This is a genomic window from Psychroserpens mesophilus (genome assembly GCF_000826645.1).
GTDB classification, from domain to species: Bacteria; Bacteroidota; Bacteroidia; order Flavobacteriales; family Flavobacteriaceae; genus Psychroserpens; species Psychroserpens mesophilus.
Genome location: NZ_JXJP01000016.1, coordinates 1 through 19,802, shown reverse-complemented (window position 1 = coordinate 19,802; position 19,802 = coordinate 1). Strand labels below are relative to the sequence as shown.

Sequence of the window (19,802 nt, the reverse complement as noted above, 5' to 3'; positions counted from 1 at the left end):
TCTCACAAATCCTTCAAGTTTCACGAATGGTTAAGATTCTTTTTGCTAACTTAGTGCAAGCCAACGCAACCATTAATTAATCTAAAGCGCTACAGCCTATTAGTTCGACTCAAATGTATAAATCTCTAGCCATCCTAATCATTTGTTGTGTTTCTTTTCAATTCGCATTTGCTCAGAATTTTGGGAATTTCCCTAAGATTGAAAAAGACAAACTTCTGAATGATCTTGAGATACTTTATCAAGGTTTAGACAAATTTCATTCAGGAATGTATTGGTATACTCCCAAAGATTCTGTAGATATGGCTTTTCGTGAAGTTAGAAAACATATAACTACAGATTTAAATGTGCTTGAATTCCATAAACTTATTGCGCCTTTAGTTGCACTATCTCGTGAAGACCACACTAACATGTATTTACCAAAAAGTGTTAAGGATAAAATAAATACGGAAATAAAATTTCTGCCTTTAACCTTTGTTTTCTTGGGTACAGAACTGTATTGTAATAAAAACGGCTCTAATTTTCAAGATTATGTGTTAGAGGGAAAACAGATTGAAACAATTAATGGTGAAACGCCTACACGCATAGTGAACAACATAGGAGAGCTATTTGCTTCCGATGGATATATAAAAACTGTGAAATATAGTGATTTGGAAGGCTTTAACTTTTCAAAACATTACTTCTACTACTACGGACAAGTAAATCAGTTTGAAATTAAGTTTAAAGGTATTGAAGAGCTTGTAATTATTAAACCTCTTGAAATAGAAGCCATCAACCAATATCTGAATTCGAGATATCAGAGGCCTAAAAAAAATAAAGACAAAAAAGTTTTAGAGTATCATATACTCAATAATTCAATTGCCTATTTAGGTATCCATTCCTTCAACAATGACATTATTAAAAAGAATTCAAAAGAAAAAACACTAAGTGCTTTTCTGAAAAATAGTTTTAAATCCATCGCGGAAAACAACATCAAAACTGTTATTGTAGATGTCAGTAAAAACAGTGGTGGATCTGAAGGAAATGAAGGATTAGTGTATTCCTATTTTGGAGATAACTACCAAAAATATAAGAAGGTAAGAACAAAAACACAAAAGGCTATCTTAGATAATGGTACAGATAAACCAATTACACTAAAAGCATTTGGTTTTTTTGAAAGAAACTTCACCAATAAAAAAATGAAAGATGGTTCTTTAGAAAGAAAAGAATCTTTTGGAAAAGGACTTATGGCTTATAAGAAAGAGCCCGATTATAAGTTTTCAGGAAAGACATATGTCATTATAAGTCCTGTAACGTATTCTGGTGGTAGTGAATTTAGTAATATGATGTACACCAATGACTTGGCTACTTTTGTAGGACAAGAAACTGGTGGTGGATATTTAGGAAACACAAGTGGTTATGGTAAGGCGTTAGTTTTGCCAAATTCTAAAATTGTAATTAAAATACCTGCTTTACAATTTGTTATGAATGTAGCTCCAAAACTACCAATTGGACGAGGCGTAATACCTCACTATGAAGTTATACCAACTTTTGAGCAATATCGCAACAACGAAAATGCTTCACTAAAATATATTTTAGAAGAATTAGAAACGAAAAGATAACTGACGCTATCACTATGTAATCAGGATTTATTCAGAAAATCTTAGCTTAGTTCCTAAATAATTAGTCTTATTAACTCAAGTATCGCCATCATAGCGACAATTATGGCCATTAAAAATCAAATAGCAATTAATTTGAATGATGATTATTAGAACACCATCTGTAAAATGTTATTCGTTTTCTATAGGTTCATTTTCTTTTTACTAACTTAGTTCTGAACAAAGCAATTAATCATTTTCAAAACCATCAAACTAAATCCATTAAAATGAAAAAAATTCTACTAATTCTAATCGTATTTGCAACCCATTTAATCCATGCTCAAGGAGACTATAAAATAGAAATAAATGGCAAAGAATTTGAAATAGATTTAGACAAAGACTATGAGTTAAATGTTGATAACGAGACCTTTAAAATTAGAGTTAAACAAAAAGATACCTTACTGTATTCTGATGAATTTTTCAGTTTTAAATACCTCAAAGACTATAAAGTTGCAAAAACGCTAATCGAAGGTGGAGTTGAACAATTAATGCTTATGACTGCTGAAGGTTCAGGATTTATTATTCAAAAATACTCAACAATCAATCCCACGTTATTGAATGAATTAATGATTAATGAAGTCACTAAGGAAAGTATCAATTATGGATTCAAATTAAAAAGAAAAGATTACAAGAGAGTTTTAGCTTCTGGACAAAAAATTGATGTAGACAAGGCTGTTCTGACCTATAATGATGAGATAAATATTTATGAAGTAGCATCAGTTGGTAAAAAAGATTCTGGATTAATCATAATGAGCATGGAAATGAGCGATTTGGAAAGTTCTTCAGGAAAAGCTTTAATAGAATTGATCTGGAAGACTTTAGTCTTAAAATAAACGCTCTAACTACTGCTCATAGCAGCAATTACACCATTTGTAACGACTAATAATGATGTCCTTCTTAAGGGCTAAAATCACAAACCAACTCGCAAATATTCAATATCATAATTGTTGAACTTATGATAAAATTCTTTAGAAAAATCAGACAACATGTACTTTCCGAAGGAAAATTTGGAACGTATTTCAAGTATGCGATTGGTGAAATCATTTTAGTCGTTATTGGCATCTTAATAGCCTTACAATTGAACGATTGGAATGATTCCAGAAAACAGGTTGCCTTAGAAAATGAATACTACTGCAGATTATTAGAAGACGCTAAATTAGATAAAGAACAAATAGCTCATCTTTTAGAGTTAGCAGAAAATCGTTTGATAGCGTCTAATCAATCTGTGAGGTTATTACTTCAAGAACACGTTCAAAAAATAGAAGTTGGAACACAATTATCGCTTTCAACTAAGGCCATTTATTCCGATTTTGCACCTAATAATTCTGCTTATGAAGACTTAAAATCTGGTGCAAATTTAAATATCATAAGCGACAAGTCTGTAATCACAGCATTAAACAGGTATTTCAATAAAGTTGAAGAATTGAAAAGTATCATAATGATTAATGGAAAACATGCTGTTGATATTTCTTTTTCTCATAGCGACTATTTTGCTAATGGCGCAATCCAAGCGTCAATTAAAGATGGCCGCTTTAAAACAGGGCTTGACCAGGATTTAAAAGAGATTATCACAGCAATCGACAACGATAAGATTTCAACAGAAATGACATTGAGACTTTTGAATGAGTCTTTAGAATATGTTGGAGCAAACACAAGACAAATTGAGCTTTATTCTGTGATGCTTACTGAAATCGGCTCTTTAGAAAGCGTTTTACAATCAAAATGCCAAGACGATATTAATTAAGAAAGGACAATAGCACTAGCATCTATAAGAAGAGCTTGTAACTTTGTTTATCAATTCAGAATTAGTAAAGCATAAAGTACTAAGCCTTTACAAATTCTAAATCTCTTTTCTATCTTTGAGAAGAATAAGTTAAACCAATATTTGAATATACACGTACATATGCTTAATTTTTCATTAAATCATATAGCGCTTTCGGTAAAAGAGGTGAACAAATCTATTGAATTCTATCAAAAAGTACTTCAGCTTAAAGAAATTCAAAATACAGCTTCAAATTCTAAAACCAGATGGTTATCATTAGGTGCAGGTAAAGAATTGCATTTAATACCGAGACCAAACTCGAAAATTAAAGTCAATAAGGCGGTTCATTTTGCTTTATCAACAACTAACCTTGATTCATTTATAAAGCATCTCGAAGATTTAGAAATCGATTACTCAGATTGGCGTAACACGCCCAATAAAGACTATATCAGAAATGATGGCATCCAACAGATTTACTTTCAGGATCCTGATGGTTATTGGATTGAAATAAATAATGCAAGTATTTAAAGTAGCCAAAATTTAAGCCAATTATCTCAAAGTACGATTAGATTACTTAAGAATCATAGAACTATAAATCACTAATTATAAAAGCTTTACACCAGATAACATATTAAAATCACTAAAGATTTTCTTTAGGTTCGTTTTCTTTTATTAACTTAGGTCTTATAAATCTGTTTGCCAGCATGCAGTTAAACACCCTAGTTAAGCAATCTGGTTGAACAAATTTTCTAAAAATACCCTACCCTATAATTAATAACTTTATAAATGATTAGAAATAACTGGAACGAAAAATGGAAAGAAATTACATTTGATGAGAATATTTCAGAAGACGAAAAGTTCAAAATATCAAATTATGGCCGACTGATAAACTGTAAAACAGATAAAGAATTCCTTGTCAAAAAGTACTTTATTAACGGTTATCAAAATTTACCTGTAAGACAGAAAAAGAACGGAAAAATGACAAGTAGATACGTCCATAAACTTGTCGCAGAGCATTTTTTAGATAAGAAAGATGGTATTTGTGTCATTCATTTAAATTATGACAAAACCGATAATCGGGTCGAAAACTTGAAATGGGCAACAAAAAGAGAAAAAGAAGTTCATCAATTCAGCAATCCTGAATTTAAGAATATTGTCCGAAAAAAACCATCAAACACAAAGTTAACCGAAACCAGAGTTAGATTGATAAAACGAAAGATTAACGATCCTAACAGACGAACAAGGATGAAAATGATTGCCAAACAATTTGGAGTATCTGAAACGCAACTGTACCGAATCAAAACTGGTGAGAATTGGAGTTCTGTTGAGGAATAAAAGTCTATAAAAACTCTTGTTCTGCTAATTTTTATTTTGTGTTTGCCAATTATATCTTTATGAATCATTAAAGATGCTATTTTCTTGGCCAGTTTCCCTTTAGGCTCATTTTCTTTCACTAAATTAGTACAGTAACCTATTCATCTGAATTAACGAAGTTTAGCGTCTTAATAATTTGCACTAACAATGGAAATAATAGAAAATATTAACCAGTGGATCAATGAGCATCCAACTTCTTCCAGCATAATAAAATATTTAGTTTGGACAGCTTTTATATTGTTTGTCATTACGTTTTTAAGACGACTCTTACGAAAAAAGCTACCAGATTCTACGGTACGTTATAAATCGCAAAAGGCGATTGAAATTTTAGGCTATTTTTTTATCATAATCATTACCATATCATACTTTACAGGTAGTATTAAAGATTTTGCGCTGGCTGTAGGACTACTCACGGCTGGAATAACGATTACTTTACAAGAACTAATATTGAGTATTGCTGGATCCTTCTATATCTTTTTTGTTGGTGTATATAAACCAGGTGATCGTATAGAAATCAATAATATAAAAGGCGACGTTATAGATATCGACAGTGTTTACACCACAATGATGGAAATTGGTGAATGGGTATCAAGTGATAATTATAGTGGAAGAATAGTCAAGCTAAGCAACGCTTTTGTATTTAAAGGACCAGTATATAATTATTCTAAAGACTTTCCTTTTGTTTGGGATGAGTTTAATCTGCCTATAAGATATGATTCAGATATCGAAATGGCTAAGTCAATCGTGGTTAAAATTGCTTCTGAAACCTTATCAGAGTATGTGTCACAATCCATCACAGAATGGAGCCAAGTTGTCAATAAATACTATATTGAAAATGCTCAAGTTGAACCAACCTTAGCCATCACCATGACAGACAATTGGATACAATTCAACTTACGTTATATTGTGGATTATAAAAAAAGAAGATATACGAAACACATTTTGAATGAGCTTATAGGAAAGGCTATTCAAAACACAGAAGGCAAAGTGCAACTCGCTTCTGCAACATTCGAAATTGTAAAAGTACCTCATATTAACGTTAAAAAAGAAGACTAAGTACAAACTAAAATTACGCAACGAGCCACGTGATTACCATTTTAATTAGGCTATTGAAATGGAATAATAAAACCTAAACGAATTAATAGAACTATTGGAATCTTCAATTCACATCACTAAACACATCAAAATACCTCAGATTGGTAAAATTCCGTTGTATTTAATACTTGTGATTATAGTTTTTTTATTCGCTGTTATTCAAGATTATATATACAGTAAAATTAAGGATACAGGTTTTTACATCTCAGAATCATTACTTTATAATACATTTTGGGTATTTTTTATTCCATTTAGCATTATTACAAACCGTATCGTAACAAGCGTTAATCCGAAAAATAAATTTCATAAATCACCTTATAATATAGGGATTGGAATTGTGTTCAGCCTCATACATTTAATCGCATTTACAGCTTTTTTTGTATTTATTAGCTATTTGATATTTACACCTTCGCATCGGTTTGTAGCTATTTTTAATACAGCATTCTCAAATCAATTCTACATTGCTTTATTATGGTATGTTTTGCTCCCTGTGGTTTATAATTCGAAACATACACCTTCAAAAGCATTAACGCGCTATCCTGAAAAATTAAAACTGAAAGTTGGTTCTAAAACGATAATGGTTCTAACGTCTGCCATTCAATTTATTTCTACCGATAAGCCATATACTCTTGTTTATACCGACGATCAAAAAATATTAGATAATACAAGCTTAAAAGAATATGAGACGCTATTAAACCCAACTATTTTTCTAAGAGTTCATCGTTCCACAATTATAAATTCAACCTACATTAAAGAATTAAAATCAAGAAGTAATGGTGATTATGATGCTAAGCTAAAAAATGGTCAATGGATAAGATTAAGCAGGCATTACAGAAGTAATTGGCATCTCCTACTCCACTAAACTATTTTTCTACTCCACACAGCTAATTCCTTTTAACACAAACGTTTAACAACGCATTAAATAACTACATTTAATGAAAATCACTAATCATGTTTCCACTTTTAAAAATAGCTTTGCTACTATTAACAACTTTAAATTTAGTTAACTGTAATGGTCAAGCTCCAGATAAACAATACAACAAACTAAGTAATGATTTTGACAAATCACTTCCATTCTACTATCACATGCCAACAAACTTATCGGCTAATGATACAAGTCCAGGATACAAACAACATGGTCAAAAAATTCTGCTTACAGGAACGGTTTATGCCAGAGATGGAAAAACACCTGTTCCAGATGTTATACTTTACTATTACCATACTAATAGCGAAGGCGTTTATGCCACAAAAGAAAGTGAACAAAGAAACATGCCTAAAAATAAATTAGGTCAAACTCATGGCTATATAAGAGGCTGGTTAAAGACCGACAAACATGGTAAATATTCAATTTACACGGTAAAACCAGAAACATATCCAAGTAGAGATGAACCTGCTCACGTACATGTATCTCTTAAAGATAACAATATGAAAGAACCCTATTATATTGATGACTTTGTATTTGATGATGATCCACGATTAACCTCTAGACGCAGAATAGAAATGGAAAATCGAGGTGGAAGTGGTGTGATTCGTTTTGTTCGAAAAGGAAGTCTGTTAATTGGTGAACGAAATATAATATTAGGACTAAACATTCCAAATTATCCAAAGAAAAAAGAAAATCAATTGCACTCTGGAAAACACATAGGAGAAGACATGATATCTTTTACACCATTTCATGCTTATGGACCTGACAAAGGAACAAAAACATGTCCAATATGTAAGTATGGGTGGTTTCACGGAATTTTATATTTTGTAGGTGATAATCCTAATTGGGAAGATATACGAAAGTGGCTAGTGTTTTTAGATCAGGAGAGTGAACAAAGACAAACATACCTCAAAGTGTACTTTGTTTATGGAAATTCATCTAACTACAATAAGGATATCAGAATGCAAGAATTAGAAACATTAGGAACTCAACTTGAATTAAATACAACAGCTCTAACTTTCGTGCCATCATTTACTGATAAAAATTCAGATATTCATTTGAATGAAATAAATCCTAAGGTAGAAAATACCTTTCTGCTGTTTAAAAGAAGTAATATCATTGACAAATACATCAATTTTAAACCAACACAAGAAAATTTCAAAATCATAAAACAGAGGCTTGATGAAACTGCGAATGACTATTTTAAACTTTCAAAAGCAAAACAAAAATGATTAAGTTTAATCTGTACAGAACACTAATAACATTCACAATCATTATTCAGGAATCATCTAAAACAGGTTTAAATTCAGCCACTTTTTATTAACTTAGTTTCTGAAAAACTGTATTGGTCACCATGAATACTGAAGTCGAAACATATCTTGACAATCTAAAACAATGGAAAAAGGAATTAACCTTACTACGTGATATCGTATGCGATTGTGGATTAATTGAAGACTTTAAATGGATGCATCCTTGCTACACTTACAACGGAAAGAACGTAGTTTTAATTCATGAATTTAAAACTTATTGTGCCATTCTTTTCCCTAAAGGCGTTTTGCTGAAGGACTCTAAACAAATTTTGGTTCAACAAACAGAAAATACACAATCTGCAAGGCAAATAAGGTTTACCAACCTCTCAGAAATTGAAGGTTTAAAATCAACAATAAAAGCCTATGTTTTTGAAGCTGTAGAAGTAGAAAAAGCAGGCTTAAAAGTCAGAAAAAAAAAGACGTCACATTACGATAAACCTGAAGAGCTAGAGAAGGCTTTTCAAGAACATCCAGAGTTCGATAAAGCTTTTAAAAATCTTTCTCCTGGCAGACAAAATGGCTACTTTTTACATTTCTCAAAACCCAAACAATCAAAAACAAGAGCAGCCCAAATTGAGAAATGTATGCAGAGAATTCTCGATGGCTACGGCCTAAGAGATTGCACTTGCGGATTATCAAAAAGAAAACCAAATTGCGACGGATCGCACAAGCAATTGATAAATTAACACAGACTAAATTTAAAAAATAAATTTTGAAATGTTATTTATTCATCGTAATATTGCAATATAATAATGAATTAAAGATGGGATTAGCAAAAACGGAAATGTTTACAGACGAACAAAATGAAATTTCATTGTTCGCAAAAGCCTTTGGACATCCTGCTAGAGTAGCAATTTTAGAGCATTTATTTAAAATTAACAGTTGTGTATGTGGTGATTTAGTTAACGAAATCGGATTAGCACAACCTACAATTTCACAGCATTTAAAAGAACTTAAACTATTAGGATTAATAAAAGGAAACGTTGAAGGAACAAGTGTTTGCTATTGTATTAATACAGAAAACTGGGCTAAAATGAAAAACATTATGAATCAGTTTTTAAATCAGGATCTTTCAAAATCCGATTGCTGCTAAAAAAATTTACATTTATTAATCGCATAATCGCAATAAACAAATACAATTATGAAATTATCTGAAGTAAAATCAACATTGAACAAATTGAAAACCATTGGCTTTCAACTACCAAATGGCGAATTTGTTCCCAATCACTTTCATGTGACCGAAGTTGGTAAAATTACAAAACACTTTATCGATTGTGGCGGTACAGTTAGGCATGAGGAGGTTGTTAATTTCCAGCTGTGGAACGCCAACGATTATGACCACAGACTTCATCCGGAAAAACTAGCAAACATCATTGAACTTTCTGAAAAGGTTTTAAATATTGGTGATCTTGAAGTTGAAGTCGAATATCAAGCAGATACTATTGGCAAATTTGGACTGGAATTTAACGGAAAACACTTCTTACTAACCTCTAAACAAACCGATTGTTTGGCAAAGGATAACTGTGGAATCCCTGTTGAAAAACCAAAAGTTAAACTATCAGAACTAAACGATGAACCGTGTTGTTCACCTAACGGAAATTGCTGCTAATCCACTAAATCTCAAAACATGTCAATACAATCAACCTTGTTTTCTGAAATTGAAAAAGTAATCTTACAATTAAACCCTGAAACCATTAGTGAAGAACGAAAAGCCATTTTACAACCTTTGGCTGATTTCGTACAATCTAAAGTTTCTGATGCTAAGGAGGTTAGAATCAACTTCATCTGTACCCATAATTCGCGAAGAAGTCATCTCTCACAAGTTTGGGCTCAAACTATTGCACATCATTTCAACATTAATAATGTGTTTTGTTATTCGGGCGGAACTGAAGCAACTGCGCTTTTCCCAATGGCTGCTAAAACATTACAAAATTCAGGTTTTGAAATTAAAGCAATTTCCGAAGGAAACAATCCGGTTTATAGCATCAAATATGCTGCTAACGAACATCCTATCATTGGGTTTTCTAAAAAATTAGATGACGACTTCAATCCAAAATCTGAATTTGCTGCAATCATGACTTGTGACTCGGCGAATGAAGCTTGCCCTTTTGTTCCTGGAGCAGACATACGTATTCCCATAACTTTTGAAGACCCAAAAGCATTCGACAACACACCTCAGCAGGCAGAAAAATATCAGGAGCGTAGTTTGCAAATTGCAACGGAATTATTATACGTTTTCTCGCAAATTCAATCGTAAACATGGCTACAAAAAAATTAAGTTTTCTAGACAGAAATCTAACCTTATGGATCTTTGTCGCTATGGCAATAGGCGTTGGACTTGGCTATTTCATACCAACATTTCCTAACTTCATCAACTCATTTAGTCATGGAACCACAAACATCCCAATAGCCATTGGTTTGATTCTTATGATGTATCCACCTTTGGCAAAAGTCAATTATTCTCTTTTGCCTAAAGTATTCAGAAACACAAAGATTTTATCCATTTCACTCATTCTAAACTGGGTGATTGGCCCTGTGCTTATGTTTGCTTTGGCTATTTTATTTCTTCGTGATTATCCAGAATATATGGTTGGTTTAATATTAATTGGATTAGCACGTTGCATTGCCATGGTTTTAGTCTGGAATGATTTGGCTGAAGGCAGCAGCGAATATGGAGCAGGCTTGGTAGCACTTAACAGTGTTTTTCAGGTATTTGCTTACAGTTTTTATGCGTGGATTTTTATAACGGTACTTCCTCCCTATTTCGGTTTTGAAGGTGCTATTGTAGATATTTCAATTGCTACAATTGCTGAAAGTGTAGCCATTTATTTAGGAATTCCTTTCGTTATGGGAATTTTAAGCAGACAAATTTTAATAAAACTCAAAGGTGAAGAATGGTACACCCAGAAGTTTATTCCTGCAATTTCACCAATGACTTTAATTGCATTACTGTTTACAATCGTTGTGATGTTTTCATTAAAGGGAGAACTGATCGTTGAAATTCCAATGGATGTTGTCATCATAGCCATTCCATTATTAATTTACTTTACGCTAATGTTCTTGATTGGTTTCTTTTTCACCAAAGCCATGGGAGCCGATTATGATAAAACGGCTTCGGTCGCTTTTACAGCTGCAGGAAATAACTTTGAATTAGCGATTGCTGTGGCGATTGCAGTATTCGGACTTAATTCTGGTCAGGCTTTTACAGGTGTCATTGGGCCTCTGGTTGAAGTTCCTGCACTCATTTTACTGGTGAAAGTTTCATTTTGGCTACGAAAAAAATACTTCAAAAATATTAGCGAATAACCTGTGATGATAACTTGTTGATCTATAGCTTTAAGGAAAACTGTAACAAAATTTAAAATTCAGAATCTTTATAGTAAATTCATAATATGAGATATTCATTTTTTATTGGTTTTATAGTCTTGTTAATGAGTTGCAACAATAAACAAATTCAACAGGATAATACTAAAATAGTCGAAGGAGAAGATGGCGAGTTACTTGATAGCATACTCACACCATACATAAAAAATCTCAGAAAACTAACGCATAACACTGCTGGATTAGCAATTGGAGTTACAAAAGGAGAACGCATTATTTATGCACGCACTTTTGGTTATGCTAATATTGAGCAAGGTGAAAAAGCTGATTTCAATTCGGTTTTTCACATTGCATCCTTATCAAAGCCATTTACTGCTGTAGCTATCGCCAAACTTATTGAACAAGGACAACTAGACTTAAATGATAAAATCATAACCTACATACCAGAATTTCAAATGAAAGGTGATGGTTATGATTCAATAACTATCAAACACATTTTAACTCATACATCTGGAATTCCAACAAATATTAGTACAGAAGACTGGACCAAACCCTCTTATGGAGCTCATGCCTTAGATGAAAATCTTGAAGCAGTCAAAAACCATAGTCTCGAATTTGATCCTGGCACGAAATTTAATTATAGCAATTCTGCTTTTGATATTTTAGGAATTGTCATCAGTAGAGTTAGCGGAATGTCCTTCTCTGACTATGTTTCAACGCATATCCTTCAGCCTGCAGGAATGATGAATAGTACATATTCAAAACCGAAAGATAGTCTGCCTCCAAATTTTTGTAATTCCTATTCTTACGCACTTCAAACCCAACGATGGACACCATATCCATATAACGAAAAATTGTATCCTAGCTCTGGAATGTTAACCACACTTCCAGACATGTGCAGATGGGCTCAAATTCATCTAGGAAAAGGCAAATTTCAAAATTACAAAGTTTTTAATGAAGAGAATTTTGAACTTCTAGTACATCCTCATTTTAATACACCTTGGGGAAATAAAATAGGACTAAGCTGGTATTTGCAATCGTATTTAGAACGTCCAATAATTATGCATACTGGTCAGGACACAGGGTTTGAATCCATCATTTACATATATCCTGAAAACGACATATCTATCGTAGTGATGGCAAATCGGGACTTTTCTCGAACAGGACGATTAATTAATGCTGCGTCAGAAGTTTTGTTTAAAGAAGAACTCAAACCATATCGTATTTCTGCTAAATATAAATTTACGGAAGCTTATAATGCGTATGGGATAGAAAAAGCTAAAGAAATATGGAATTTTGCCAAAAAGGATACTACTGATATTTATGAAGTAAATGATGACGACATCTTAACCACAGGAGCTATTCTTGAGAATCGAAAAAAATGGAATGAAACTAAGGAAATCTTAGATTTTTATAACACGTTAAATACCTCCTCTACGTATTCATGGAGGTTACTTGGAAATGCGAATCTTAATCTCGGAGATACACTTACTGCAAAATCATGCTACCAGAAGTGTTTGGATATCAATCCAGAGTATGAAAAAGCCAAAATAGCTTTATCCAATCTGATAAAATCAAAATAAAGTCTCAGAAAACAAAAAAGCAAGCACTTTTTGTTGCTTGCTTTTAATTTTGTGACCTCGACAGGATTCAAACCTGTAACCTCTTGAGCCGTAATCAAGTGCGCTATTCAGTTGCGCCACGAGGCCGTTTTTGTGGGTGCAAATATAGAACTTTTATTAAAAAGAATCCAAACTATTTATTTCAAAATTTACTCAAAAGCTAATTCTAGCCAACTATTTATAAGAAAAATCTTAAATCAAATCAAAAGCTCTGTATATATTTGCACAAACTTAAGTAGCATGGAATATCTATTACAACCTTGGCCTTGGTACGTTTCGGGTCCACTAATTGCACTTATCATGTTTTCACTGATTTATTTCGGAAAAACATTCGGTATGTCTTCTAACCTGAGAACACTTTGCGCCATTGGTGGAGCTGGTAAAACAGTTAAATTTTTTCATTTTGAGTGGAGATCTCAACTCTGGAATCTCACTGTTGTACTTGGTGCAGTAATTGGAGGCTTTATCGCGCATCAATATTTGTCTGTTCCAACTAACATTGAATTAAATCCAAAAACCATTGAAGATTTATCTCAATTAGGTTTTAAAAATGCAGGTCAATCCTTACTTCCTAACGAACTATACAGTTGGGATGCTGTTTTGAGTTTTAAAGGCATGCTGATACTAGTAATTGGAGGATTTTTAGTTGGCTTCGGAACGCGATATGCAGGAGGATGTACTTCAGGTCATGCCATTACAGGTCTAAGTAGCTTACAACGACCTTCATTAATAGCTGTGATTGGTTTTTTTATTGGTGGACTTATAATGATTCACTTACTATTCCCTTTAATCTTTAGTTAATATGAAGTTTTTAAAATTTTTAGTTGTCGGTATTATTTTCGGAATTGTATTGGTTAAATCTGAAGCTGTTTCCTGGTATCGCATTTATGAAATGTTCAAGTTTGAATCCTTTCACATGTATGGAATTATCGGAACAGCAATTATCACAGGCATTATTTTACTACTGTTATCAAAACAGCTAAAATTCAAGAATGTCGATGGAAAACAAATTAATGTTCCAATGAAAGACAGAGGCGTTTTTCGATATATTCTAGGAGGAACACTTTTCGGATTAGGTTGGGCCTTAGCAGGTGCATGTCCTGGACCAATGTATGTTTTAGTTGGAACTGGTGTGTTTTCTATGCTTATAGTCATATTGGCTGCAATTTTAGGCACTTATATTTATGGCGTTCTGAAAGATAAGCTGCCTCATTAGTAATTCGTGACATTTGTTACATAAAGAAAAAGAATACTTCTTAACTTTGTATCTAAGTTGATTAAAACACTACTAGTAATAGAAGTCGTTTTTAAATTAAAACTATTATGAAAATCGAACAAATTTATACAGGCTGTTTAGCTCAAGGTGCTTATTATATTGAATCTGAAGGTGAAGTAGCCATCATTGACCCTTTAAGAGAAACACAAGCTTATATTGATAAAGCTAATGCCAACAACGCAAAAATTAAATACGTTTTTGAAACTCATTTCCATGCCGATTTCGTTTCTGGTCATGTTGATTTAGCTAAAAAAACAGGCGCAACTATTGTGTATGGACCTGGAGCAGAAACTTCGTATGATATTCATTCGGCCAAAGACAATGAAGACTTTAAAATAGGAAATATTACAATAAAAGCCTTGCATACACCTGGTCATACACTGGAATCAACAACCTATTTACTCATCGATGAAAATGGAAAAAATCATGCGATATTCTCAGGAGACACCTTATTTTTAGGTGATGTTGGACGACCTGATTTAGCCATAAAATCTGATTTAACAAAAGAAGATTTGGCTGGTATGTTATACGATTCACTTCGTAATAAAATTATGACTTTAGCTGATGATGTAATTGTTTATCCAGCGCATGGTGCAGGTTCTGCTTGTGGAAAAAATCTAAGTAAAGAAACAGTTGGAACGATTGGTGATCAGAAAAAAACCAATTATGCGTTAAGAGCAGATATGACTAAAGCTGAATTTGTTAAGGAAGTTTTAGATGGCATTGCTCCTCCTCCACAGTATTTCGCAAAAAATGCAATGATGAATAAAACAGGCTACGACAGTTTTGAAACCGTCTTAAAATCTGGTAATTCACCTTTAAGTCCTGAAGATTTTGAAGCGATGGCGAATCATGAGGAAGCCTTAGTCCTTGATGTAAGACCTCAAAGTGAATATATCAAAGGCCATATTCCAAATTCTATATTTATTGGATTAAATGGACAATTTGCACCTTGGGTTGGTGCATTGATTACCGATTTAAAACAGCCTATTCTTTTAGTGGTTCCTGAAGGAAAAAGCAAAGAAGCAGTAACGCGTTTGTCTCGTGTTGGTTATGATAATACGTTAGGATATTTAGAAGGTGGTATCGAAGCATGGATTGCTTCTGGAAGAGAAATTGACACCTTAGAGTCAATTTCTGCTGAAACTTTTGCTGATCGTGTAAAAAATGGTGAAGTCAATATCTTAGATGTTAGAAAAGATGGTGAATTTAAAAGTATGCATCTAGAAAATGCACAGCATTTTGCTTTAGATTTTATCAATACACAAATGAATGAAGTCTCTAAAGACAAAACTTATCACATCCATTGTGCTGGTGGTTACAGAAGTGTTATTGCTGCATCAATTTTGAAAGCTAGAGGATTTCACAACTTAGTAGATGTCGCTGGAGGTTTTGGAGCGATTAAAAAAACAGATTTACCAATGACAGACTTTGTTTGTCCATCAACTTTATAAATTATGGAAAGCACATTACAAATTCAAAATTTAAAATGTGGTGGCTGTGCGCATACCATTATAACGCGTTTAGAAAAACTAGAAGGCATCTCAAATGTAATTGTAGATAATGATGCACATTCTGTAAGTTTTAACTACTTAAATAGAAAAGAATTAGAATCGGCTATAACAGAATTATCAACACTAGGTTATCCTGTTGAAGGCGAATCAAATCCGGTTACTAAAAAAGCTAAGTCTTTTGTTAGTTGCGCTATTGGAAGAATAAATAACTAAATTATTTCAGCACTTAAACCAGCTTCCAAAAGCATAGTGCATCTAGGTTCTAATTCCTTGTACTCACCAGTTTTAACTGTACATTGTCCTTTATAATGAACGATAATTGAACATTGTTCAGCTTGCTCAGGTGTGTGATCACAAGCATAGATTAAGGTGTCAATGACATGGTCAAATGTATTGACATCATCATTATACACAACAATCTCATTTAGAGGCTGTTCTAAGGTATCAACCAGAACGTCTTCTTTTACTTTTTCTTTGGTACTCATTATTTGGTGCATAGCAATAAAATTTAATGAGGTTGGTTGTTAGTATTAGTATAAATTTAAAAATTATTTCTGAAACTTTAAAGCGACCCAGTTATTTCTTTCAAGTGTTTCAACGTGTTTTAAGCCATATTTATTACACTCTGCTTCAATAATTGGAATATCGTCATTATAAAAACCACTTAAAAATAGAATGCCACTAGCATTTAAAGCTTTTGTATAGGTTTTCATATCATTCAATAAAATATTTCTATTAATATTAGCAATGATAATATCATAATGTTTTCCTGTTAACACGCTCGCATCACCTTCTATTACTGTAATATGGTTTGCATTGTTTCGTTCAACATTTTCTAAACTATTAAGGTAACACCAATTGTCATAGTCGATGGCATCAATAGGTTTTGCGCCTTTCATTTCTGTAAGAATTGCCAAAACTCCTGTTCCGCAACCCATATCTAAAACCGACTTATCAGTAAACTCATGCTTTAAAATATGCTGAATCATCATGTGTGTTGTTTCGTGATGACCTGTTCCAAAACTCATTTTTGGTTCTATGATGATATCGTACGTTGTATTGGGCTTTTCATGAAATGGCGCACGAACAGAACAAAGATCATCCACAATAATCGGATTGAAATTCTTTTCCCATTCTGCATTCCAGTTGGTTTGCTCTATCTCTTCGGAAGTAAATGAAATTTCAAACTCTTTAGAATTTAAAATTTGAATATCATCAAGAATAGTCTCATACCATTCGTCCTTTTGAATATAAGCGGTGACACCTTCTTCTGTTTCTACAAAACTTTCAAAACCTGCATAACCTAATTCGGCTATTAAAATTTCTACAGCTGGCTGAAGTGGTTTTACTTTAAAATAGTATCCTAAATATATGGTGTTTGACATGATTTAAATTGTAGAATTGCGTTAGTGATTGAACGGTTTGTTTGAGCTCCTTTTTGTCTTTTAACAAAAAGAGCGAGTAGTGAAAGCACGACCAACCAAAGCCTTAAGCTTGGGTTGGTAACGCCAAAATTATTGCCGTTTTAAAATGCATTTACAATTGCATAAAAATCTTCAGCATTTAAAGCGGCTCCACCAATCAATCCGCCATCGACATCTGGTTTAGAGAAAATCTCTTTGGCATTACCTGGTTTCACACTGCCACCATAAAGGATGGTCATGTCATTGGCAACAGTTTCTCCATACTTACTCTTTAAAGTTTTTCTGATGAATGCATGCATATCTTGTGCCTGCTCTGGGCTCGCCGTTTCTCCAGTACCAATTGCCCAAACAGGCTCATAGGCTAATACTATGTGTTTAAAAGCTGAAGCTTCTAAGTGAAACAAGGCATTTTTTATCTGATTTTCGACAACAGTTTCTTCGTTTCCTGCTTTGCGATCTGAAAGCTCTTCTCCAAAACAAAAAATAACACGCATGTTATGTGCTAACGCTGTATTTACTTTTTTTGCCAAAGATTCGTCGGTTTCATTAAAATAGGCACGACGTTCACTATGACCTAAAATAACCGTTTTGATACCGATACTTTTTAGCATACCTGCACTGATTTCTCCTGTGTAAGCACCATGTTCGGCAAAGTGCATATTTTGTGCAATGACTTCAATATCGTCTTGTCTGGTCGATTCAAAAGCATGCCATAAGTTGGTAAATGTTGGTGCTATCATCACCTCAGCATCTGAGGTTTTGGTTTGTTGTTTTAACTCTGAAATAAGTGTTTCGGTTTGAATTAAACCATTATTCATTTTCCAGTTTCCAGCTACAATATGTTTTCTCATGTCTTTTCCTGCTGAGGCAGATTTATTTTAAGTTATACTTAGTTTAATGTTTTTCTTATTAAAGGATCATCAGCTTCTATGGCTTCAAATAATTCGATATGACCTTCAGAATCGACGATTAGATATCGTGGAATCCAGTCAATATCTATAAACTCACCCAACTGACCTTTTGTTCCGTTAGGCATAAAATAGTGCACTCCTTCAATGTTATACTTTTCAATAGTTCGTTTCCAAGTTTCTATATTTCTATCGGCCGATAAAAATAGATATACAGCATTAGATTTTTCTGCTTGCAAAGCTTTTAATTCTGGTAAACCTAAAATACAATCTCGACACCAGCTAGCCCAGACATCTATCACAATTTGTTTGCCTTTATGTTCTGAAAGCATCTCTTGAAATGACACTGAATCTCCTTCTAAATTAATGTATTCTTCATTTAAAACGTCTTCTGAAAGCTGTGTTTGAATGTCTTTAGAACAGCTTGTAAAGCAAAGACCAGCAAAAATTATATATATTATTCTTTTCATAAAATGCTTTAGTTATTACCTCGTAGCCATTCTCTGCAATTGTCATTGCGAATCCTGCTTTTATATAAATTAGTTATTCTAATTTCACTTTTGGGTCAAGCCATCCGTAAATCACATCTACAAAGATATTGATAATGATAAACAAAAGCGCAATAACAAGCACAGAACCCATAATAACAGGTAAATCTAAAGTGTTGAGCGCATTGACAATTTCTTTTCCTAAACCATTCCACCCAAAAATATACTCTACAAACACAGCTCCAGCTAACATAGAAGCAAACCAGCCGGAAATGGCAGTCACAACAGGATTCAATGCATTTTTCACTGCGTGGCGCGTGATGATTTGAAACTCACTTAATCCCTTAGCTCTGGCTGTTCTGATATAGTCCTGATTAAACACTTCTAATAACGAATTTCGCATAAGCTGAATGACAACAGCTAACGGACGAATGCCCAACACAATAGCAGGAAGGATAAGATTCTTCCATTTGATGTTCACCTGTTCTCCAAAATCGTCGAGCTCGTACAAACTACCAGTCATTTCTAAATTTGTGTATTCATGTAAAATATATCCAAAAAACCAGGCAAATAAAATGGCACTAAAAAACGATGGAATACTCATTCCAAGTGTACTAAAGATTTGTATGCCTTTGTCTAACCAACGGTCTTTAAATAAGGCTGAAATGATGCCAAGAAAAACCCCTAAAACAATAGCAATAAAAATTGCAGATACTGCAAGAACAGCTGTATTAGGCAATGTTTCTGAGATAACCTGCGATACTTTTTTTCCTTGCTTTGTAAAAGACTCTCTTAAATATGGAAATTTGATAACTGTAGTCGTATTACCAATTGTAAACAAGGAGGTTGCAGCATATTTTCCATCTCTTAAATGGGTATAATCTTCACTATTTTTAGAATGAAATGATACAGGCGACACATCATTTAGATAGTATAAATACTGCGTTGAAATCGATTTATCAAAACCGTATTTGGCTTTTACAGCAGCAATTTGTGCACTGTCTTCATTTTGTCCGAGCATCATTTGCGCTGGATCTCCAGGTAATACATTAAATAAGAAGAAAATAACGGTGACTACTCCAAATAATGTGAGTAATGCGTAAAATGTTTTATTTAGTATATATCTTAACAGGTGTTTAGGTGTTTAGG

The 19,802-nt window shown here is 33.2% G+C and carries 23 protein-coding genes and 1 tRNA gene; 18 read left to right on the top strand and 6 right to left on the bottom strand.

Annotated features, from left to right (window positions below):
* Positions 1-113 precede the first annotated feature (113 nt).
* From TD18_RS12505 to TD18_RS12440, 14 genes are all read left to right on the top strand, one after another.
* Complete coding sequence (locus tag TD18_RS12505) at positions 114-1,598, top strand: S41 family peptidase (RefSeq protein ID WP_040253146.1); 1,485 nt, start codon at positions 114-116, stop codon at positions 1,596-1,598.
* 263 nt (positions 1,599-1,861) lie between these two features.
* Entirely contained in the window at positions 1,862-2,467 is a 606-nt protein-coding gene (locus TD18_RS12500) for a hypothetical protein (RefSeq protein WP_040253144.1), read from the top strand.
* A gap of 122 nt (positions 2,468-2,589) precedes the next feature.
* Complete coding sequence (locus tag TD18_RS12495) at positions 2,590-3,378, top strand: DUF6090 family protein (protein WP_040253141.1); 789 nt, start codon at positions 2,590-2,592, stop codon at positions 3,376-3,378.
* A 159-nt stretch (positions 3,379-3,537) separates the two neighbouring features.
* Positions 3,538-3,924 carry a VOC family protein gene (locus tag TD18_RS12490; RefSeq protein WP_040253139.1) on the top strand — a complete coding sequence of 129 codons (387 nt, stop codon included), beginning with the start codon at positions 3,538-3,540 and terminating at the stop codon, positions 3,922-3,924.
* Between the two features lie 258 nt (positions 3,925-4,182).
* Positions 4,183-4,731: an HNH endonuclease gene (locus TD18_RS12485; protein WP_040253137.1), complete on the top strand. Its 549-nt coding sequence runs from the start codon at positions 4,183-4,185 to the stop codon at positions 4,729-4,731.
* Between the two features lie 186 nt (positions 4,732-4,917).
* Positions 4,918-5,826 carry a mechanosensitive ion channel family protein gene (locus TD18_RS12480; protein ID WP_040253135.1) on the top strand — a complete coding sequence of 303 codons (909 nt, stop codon included), beginning with the start codon at positions 4,918-4,920 and terminating at the stop codon, positions 5,824-5,826.
* A 94-nt stretch (positions 5,827-5,920) separates the two neighbouring features.
* Positions 5,921-6,727: a LytR/AlgR family response regulator transcription factor gene (locus tag TD18_RS16760; protein ID WP_152611372.1), complete on the top strand. Its 807-nt coding sequence runs from the start codon at positions 5,921-5,923 to the stop codon at positions 6,725-6,727.
* Between the two features lie 89 nt (positions 6,728-6,816).
* A complete protein-coding gene (locus TD18_RS12470) occupies positions 6,817-8,022 on the top strand; it encodes a dioxygenase family protein (protein WP_040253132.1) in 1,206 nt (401 codons plus the stop codon).
* A 122-nt stretch (positions 8,023-8,144) separates the two neighbouring features.
* Positions 8,145-8,786, top strand: a complete 642-nt coding sequence (locus TD18_RS12465; RefSeq protein WP_084205917.1) for a DUF1801 domain-containing protein — start codon at positions 8,145-8,147, stop codon at positions 8,784-8,786.
* Between the two features lie 77 nt (positions 8,787-8,863).
* Positions 8,864-9,193, top strand: coding sequence for an ArsR/SmtB family transcription factor (locus tag TD18_RS12460; RefSeq protein ID WP_040253129.1), 330 nt, complete (start codon positions 8,864-8,866; stop codon positions 9,191-9,193).
* A 48-nt stretch (positions 9,194-9,241) separates the two neighbouring features.
* Positions 9,242-9,709, top strand: a complete 468-nt coding sequence (locus TD18_RS12455; protein WP_040253128.1) for a DUF6428 family protein — start codon at positions 9,242-9,244, stop codon at positions 9,707-9,709.
* Between the two features lie 18 nt (positions 9,710-9,727).
* A complete protein-coding gene (locus TD18_RS12450; RefSeq protein WP_040253126.1) occupies positions 9,728-10,357 on the top strand; it encodes an arsenate-mycothiol transferase ArsC in 630 nt (209 codons plus the stop codon).
* A 2-nt stretch (positions 10,358-10,359) separates the two neighbouring features.
* Complete coding sequence (gene arsB / locus TD18_RS12445) at positions 10,360-11,406, top strand: ACR3 family arsenite efflux transporter (RefSeq protein ID WP_040253124.1); 1,047 nt, start codon at positions 10,360-10,362, stop codon at positions 11,404-11,406.
* Between the two features lie 86 nt (positions 11,407-11,492).
* A complete protein-coding gene (locus TD18_RS12440) occupies positions 11,493-13,004 on the top strand; it encodes a serine hydrolase (protein WP_084205916.1) in 1,512 nt (503 codons plus the stop codon).
* A 52-nt stretch (positions 13,005-13,056) separates the two neighbouring features.
* Here the strand turns inward: TD18_RS12440 and TD18_RS12435 are convergent.
* A tRNA-Arg gene (locus TD18_RS12435) sits at positions 13,057-13,130 on the bottom strand.
* A gap of 153 nt (positions 13,131-13,283) precedes the next feature.
* Between TD18_RS12435 and TD18_RS12430 the strand changes: the two genes are divergently transcribed.
* The 4 genes from TD18_RS12430 (at position 13,284) to TD18_RS12415 (ending at position 16,046) form a co-directional block, all read left to right on the top strand.
* Positions 13,284-13,844 carry a YeeE/YedE family protein gene (locus TD18_RS12430; protein WP_040253176.1) on the top strand — a complete coding sequence of 187 codons (561 nt, stop codon included), beginning with the start codon at positions 13,284-13,286 and terminating at the stop codon, positions 13,842-13,844.
* Between the two features lies 1 nt (position 13,845).
* Entirely contained in the window at positions 13,846-14,259 is a 414-nt protein-coding gene (locus tag TD18_RS12425; protein ID WP_040253120.1) for a DUF6691 family protein, read from the top strand.
* Between the two features lie 107 nt (positions 14,260-14,366).
* Positions 14,367-15,773: an MBL fold metallo-hydrolase gene (locus tag TD18_RS12420; RefSeq protein WP_040253117.1), complete on the top strand. Its 1,407-nt coding sequence runs from the start codon at positions 14,367-14,369 to the stop codon at positions 15,771-15,773.
* 3 nt (positions 15,774-15,776) lie between these two features.
* The gene (locus tag TD18_RS12415; protein WP_040253115.1) at positions 15,777-16,046 is read left to right on the top strand and encodes a heavy-metal-associated domain-containing protein; all 270 of its coding nucleotides are present in this window, start codon (positions 15,777-15,779) and stop codon (positions 16,044-16,046) included.
* Here TD18_RS12415 and TD18_RS12410 read toward each other — a convergent pair.
* The 5 genes from TD18_RS12410 to TD18_RS12390 all read right to left on the bottom strand — a co-directional run bounded on the left by TD18_RS12410 (position 16,043) and on the right by TD18_RS12390 (position 19,785).
* Positions 16,043-16,318, bottom strand: a complete 276-nt coding sequence (locus TD18_RS12410; RefSeq protein ID WP_040253113.1) for an ATP-dependent Clp protease adaptor ClpS — start codon at positions 16,316-16,318, stop codon at positions 16,043-16,045. The two genes, TD18_RS12415 and TD18_RS12410, sit on opposite strands and share 4 nt — an antisense overlap.
* Positions 16,319-16,381: 63 nt before the next feature.
* On the bottom strand, positions 16,382-17,218 hold the full coding sequence (prmA, locus tag TD18_RS12405; RefSeq protein ID WP_040253111.1) for a 50S ribosomal protein L11 methyltransferase: 837 nt from the start codon (positions 17,216-17,218) through the stop codon (positions 16,382-16,384).
* A 140-nt stretch (positions 17,219-17,358) separates the two neighbouring features.
* Positions 17,359-18,108, bottom strand: a complete 750-nt coding sequence (tpiA, locus tag TD18_RS12400) for a triose-phosphate isomerase (protein WP_040253109.1) — start codon at positions 18,106-18,108, stop codon at positions 17,359-17,361.
* Positions 18,109-18,146: 38 nt separating this feature from the next.
* Complete coding sequence (locus tag TD18_RS12395) at positions 18,147-18,635, bottom strand: TlpA family protein disulfide reductase (RefSeq protein ID WP_040253106.1); 489 nt, start codon at positions 18,633-18,635, stop codon at positions 18,147-18,149.
* Positions 18,636-18,708: 73 nt separating this feature from the next.
* Positions 18,709-19,785, bottom strand: coding sequence for an ABC transporter permease (locus TD18_RS12390; RefSeq protein ID WP_040253104.1), 1,077 nt, complete (start codon positions 19,783-19,785; stop codon positions 18,709-18,711).
* Positions 19,786-19,802 lie beyond the last annotated feature (17 nt).

Bases quoted from the DNA above. Each gene is read 5' to 3' on its own strand.
- TD18_RS12485 (WP_040253137.1), top strand. From the start codon at position 4,183: ATGATTAGAAATAACTGGAACGAAAAATGGAAAGAAATTACATTTGAT.
- TD18_RS12455 (WP_040253128.1), top strand. From the start codon at position 9,242: ATGAAATTATCTGAAGTAAAATCAACATTGAACAAATTGAAAACCATT.
- TD18_RS12450 (WP_040253126.1), top strand. From the start codon at position 9,728: ATGTCAATACAATCAACCTTGTTTTCTGAAATTGAAAAAGTAATCTTA.
- TD18_RS12395 (WP_040253106.1), bottom strand. From the start codon at position 18,635: ATGAAAAGAATAATATATATAATTTTTGCTGGTCTTTGCTTTACAAGC.
- TD18_RS12425 (WP_040253120.1), top strand. From the start codon at position 13,846: ATGAAGTTTTTAAAATTTTTAGTTGTCGGTATTATTTTCGGAATTGTA.
- TD18_RS12420 (WP_040253117.1), top strand. From the start codon at position 14,367: ATGAAAATCGAACAAATTTATACAGGCTGTTTAGCTCAAGGTGCTTAT.
- TD18_RS12490 (WP_040253139.1), top strand. From the start codon at position 3,538: ATGCTTAATTTTTCATTAAATCATATAGCGCTTTCGGTAAAAGAGGTG.
- TD18_RS12430 (WP_040253176.1), top strand. From the start codon at position 13,284: ATGGAATATCTATTACAACCTTGGCCTTGGTACGTTTCGGGTCCACTA.
- prmA (WP_040253111.1), bottom strand. From the start codon at position 17,218: ATGTCAAACACCATATATTTAGGATACTATTTTAAAGTAAAACCACTT.
- TD18_RS12470 (WP_040253132.1), top strand. From the start codon at position 6,817: ATGTTTCCACTTTTAAAAATAGCTTTGCTACTATTAACAACTTTAAAT.
- TD18_RS12495 (WP_040253141.1), top strand. From the start codon at position 2,590: ATGATAAAATTCTTTAGAAAAATCAGACAACATGTACTTTCCGAAGGA.
- TD18_RS12480 (WP_040253135.1), top strand. From the start codon at position 4,918: ATGGAAATAATAGAAAATATTAACCAGTGGATCAATGAGCATCCAACT.
- TD18_RS12440 (WP_084205916.1), top strand. From the start codon at position 11,493: ATGAGATATTCATTTTTTATTGGTTTTATAGTCTTGTTAATGAGTTGC.
- tpiA (WP_040253109.1), bottom strand. From the start codon at position 18,108: ATGAGAAAACATATTGTAGCTGGAAACTGGAAAATGAATAATGGTTTA.
- TD18_RS12415 (WP_040253115.1), top strand. From the start codon at position 15,777: ATGGAAAGCACATTACAAATTCAAAATTTAAAATGTGGTGGCTGTGCG.
- arsB (WP_040253124.1), top strand. From the start codon at position 10,360: ATGGCTACAAAAAAATTAAGTTTTCTAGACAGAAATCTAACCTTATGG.
- TD18_RS12460 (WP_040253129.1), top strand. From the start codon at position 8,864: ATGGGATTAGCAAAAACGGAAATGTTTACAGACGAACAAAATGAAATT.
- TD18_RS12410 (WP_040253113.1), bottom strand. From the start codon at position 16,318: ATGAGTACCAAAGAAAAAGTAAAAGAAGACGTTCTGGTTGATACCTTA.
- TD18_RS12465 (WP_084205917.1), top strand. From the start codon at position 8,145: ATGAATACTGAAGTCGAAACATATCTTGACAATCTAAAACAATGGAAA.
- TD18_RS12505 (WP_040253146.1), top strand. From the start codon at position 114: ATGTATAAATCTCTAGCCATCCTAATCATTTGTTGTGTTTCTTTTCAA.
- TD18_RS12500 (WP_040253144.1), top strand. From the start codon at position 1,862: ATGAAAAAAATTCTACTAATTCTAATCGTATTTGCAACCCATTTAATC.